The organism is Kutzneria sp. 744 (genome assembly GCF_000568255.1).
In the GTDB taxonomy this organism is placed as follows: Bacteria; Actinomycetota; Actinomycetes; order Mycobacteriales; family Pseudonocardiaceae; genus Kutzneria.
Genome location: NZ_KK037166.1, coordinates 6,727,280 through 6,730,357 on the forward strand (window position 1 = coordinate 6,727,280; position 3,078 = coordinate 6,730,357).

Below are 3,078 nucleotides of genomic sequence, written 5' to 3' on the forward strand. Positions count from 1 at the left end.
TGTTCCTGCTGACCGTGGCCTACCTGCCCAACGCCATCGTGGCGGCGCTGTCCTTCGCCATGGGGCCCGGCTTCACCATGGGCACCTTCTCCGTCACCCCGCTGCACCTGGCGATCGCCAAGCTGCCGGCGGTGCCGCTGTTCGCCGCGGTCCCCGCCAACCAGAGCCGCACGCTGCTGGGCCTGATGATCGCGCCGCTCGTCGTGGGCCTGTTCCTGGGCTGGACGTGCCGACGGATCGCGCCCCGGCCGCTGGCCCGGCTGCGTGGCGTCGCCGTCGCGGCGGCCGTGGTCGGTGGGACGGCGTTCCTGCTGGCCGCGCTGACCGGTGGACGGCTCGGCGGCGGCGTGTTCAGCCCCGTCACGGTGCCAGCCGGCCTGGTCGGGGCGGTGGCGCTGGGCTGGGTGCTGATCCCGGCCGGGCTGGTGGCCTTCTTCACCGGCCCGAAGCAGGCCCGGAACGTGCGTCCGGTGCCGGTGGCCGTCGAACCCGAGCCCGTCGCCGAGGCCGAGACCGTCATTGAGGCCGACGACGCGGAAGCCGAGGACATCGAGGCGGACGACCTCGAAGGAGACGTCGATCTCGACGAAGAAGACGTCGAGGACGAGGACTTCGAGGACGAGCCCGAGAGCTACGAGTACGACCCCGGCGAAGAAGACCAAGAAGAAGACGAGCTGGACTACGAGGAGCTCGACGAGGCCGAGGAAGAGGCCGAGTTCGAAGACGACGTGATGGCCGAGCTGGAGGCCGAGGCCGACGCCGAACTGGCCGCCGAGGACGAGGCCGCCGAGAGCACGGTGGACGAGGCCGACGGCGATGAGGATCACTCGACGGCGCGGCCCGACGACAAGTAGCCGGACCTGGGCGTGAGCCCCCGGACCCGACCACTTACGCTGGTCATGACCGTGACCCGGCTCGCCAGGAGTTGACCCTGAGCACTCTGCACCGCGCCCGCGTCGTCGTGTTCGTCTCCGGTTCCGGCACCCTGTTGCAGGCCCTGCTGGACGCCGCCGCGAACGACGGCTACCCGGCGGACATCGTCGCCGTCGTCGCCGACCGGGACGGCATCGAGGGGCTGGCCCGCGCCGAGCGAGCCGGCGTGCCCACGCACGTCGTGAAGCTGCGCGACCACGCCGACCGGGCCGCCTGGGACCAGGCCCTGGCCGACCTGGTCGAGTCGCTGCGCCCGGACCTGATCGTGCTGGCCGGCTTCATGAAGCTGCTCGGCCAGCCGTTCATGGACCGCTTCGGCGACAGGGTGATCAACTCCCACCCCGCGCTGTCGCCCGCCTTCCCCGGCGCGCACGCGGTGCGGGACGCGCTGGCCTACGGCGTGCGGGTCACCGGCTGCACGGTGTTCCTGGTGGACAAGGGCGTGGACACCGGGCCGATCCTGGTCCAGGAGGCCGTGCCGGTCGACGTCGGCGACGACGAGGCCGTGCTGCACGAACGCATCAAAAAGGTGGAGCGGCGACTGCTGGTCGACGTGGTCGCCCGACTGGCCCGCGAGGGCTGGACCCTTCACGGACGAAAGGTGAGCATCCCGTGACCGAGGCAGGAACCGCGGCACGCCGTCCCGTGCGCCGCGCGCTGATCGGCGTTTCGGACAAGGCCGGACTGCTGGAGCTGGCCACCGGGTTGCACGAGGCCGGCGTGGAGATCGTCTCCACCGGCGGCACCGCCAAGGCGATCGCCGACGCGGGCGTGCCGGTGGTGCCGGTCGAGCAGGTCACCGGCTTCCCGGAGTCGCTGGAGGGCCGGGTCAAGACGCTGCACCCGAGCGTGCACGCCGGCCTGCTGGCCGACACCCGCAAGCCCGACCACCTCCGGCAGCTCGACGAGCTCGGCATCGCCGCGTTCGACCTGCTCGTGGTGAACCTGTACCCGTTCACCCAGACCGTGGCCTCGGGCGCGAGCCCGGACGAGTGCGTGGAGCAGATCGACATCGGCGGGCCGGCCATGGTGCGGGCCGCCGCCAAGAACCACCCCAGCGTCGCCGTCGTGGTCGACCCCGCCCGCTACGAGTGGGTGCTGGAGAACGTGCGGGCCGGCGGCTTCACGCTGCCCGACCGCCAGCGGCTGGCCGCCGCCGCGTACCGGCACACCGCGTCCTACGACGTGGCCGTGGCGTCCTGGATGGGCAACGTGCTCGCCCCCGACGACGAGGGCTCGGGCTTCCCGGGCTGGGTCGGCGCCACCTGGGAGCGGTCCAACGTGCTGCGGTACGGCGAGAACCCGCACCAGAAGGCCGCGCTGTACGTCTCCGGCGACGGCCGTGGCGGCCTGGCCACCGCGCAGCAGTTGCACGGCAAGGAGATGTCGTACAACAACTACGTGGACGCCGACGCCGCGTGGCGCGCCGCCCACGACCACACCGCCGCGTGTGTGGCGATCATCAAGCACGCCAACCCGTGCGGCATCGCCGTCTCCGGCGACATCGCCGACGCCCACCGCAAGGCCCACGCCTGCGACCCGGTCAGCGCCTTCGGCGGCGTGATCGCGGCCAACCGCGAGGTCACCGTGGAGATGGCCGAGCAGGTGGCGGAGATCTTCACCGAGGTCATCGTCGCACCGTCCTATGCGGACGGCGCGGTGGACGTGTTGGCACGCAAGAAGAATGTCCGGATCCTGGTCGCTCAGCCGCCCGTGCGCGGCGGGGCGGAGTTCCGGGCCGTGTCCGGCGGGCTGCTCATGCAGACCGTCGACACCATCGAGGCCGACGGCGACGACCCGGCCAAGTGGACCCTGGCCACCGGCCCGGCCGTGGACGAGGACACCCTGACCGACCTGCACTTCGCGTGGCGGGCCTGCCGGGCCGTGAAGTCCAACGCCATCCTGCTGGCCCACGACGGCGCCACCGTCGGCGCCGGCATGGGCCAGGTCAACCGCGTCGACGCCGCCCGCCTCGCGGTGGCCCGCGCCGGTGACCGCGCCAAGGGCTCGGTGGCCGCCTCCGACGCCTTCTTCCCCTTCCCCGACGGCCTCCAGGTGCTGCTCGACGCCGGCGTGAAGGCCGTCGTCCAGCCCGGCGGCTCCGTGCGTGACGCCGAGGTCATCGCCGCCGCCGAAGCCGCCGGC

3 protein-coding genes are annotated in these 3,078 nt (G+C 72.5%); all 3 read left to right on the forward strand.

Features of this window, described 5'->3' with window-relative positions; genetic code table 11:
• The coding region (locus tag KUTG_RS30705; protein WP_232241038.1) for a cell division protein PerM at positions 1–854 on the forward strand (854 nt) is incomplete at its 5' end.
• Positions 855–925: 71 nt separating this feature from the next.
• Entirely contained in the window at positions 926–1,549 is a 624-nt protein-coding gene (gene purN, locus KUTG_RS30715) for a phosphoribosylglycinamide formyltransferase (RefSeq protein ID WP_063753583.1), read from the forward strand.
• Positions 1,546–3,078 (forward strand): bifunctional phosphoribosylaminoimidazolecarboxamide formyltransferase/IMP cyclohydrolase (gene purH / locus KUTG_RS30720; protein WP_043721700.1); only part of this gene is annotated, 1,533 nt, incomplete at its 3' end. The genes purN and purH, both read left to right, overlap by 4 nt.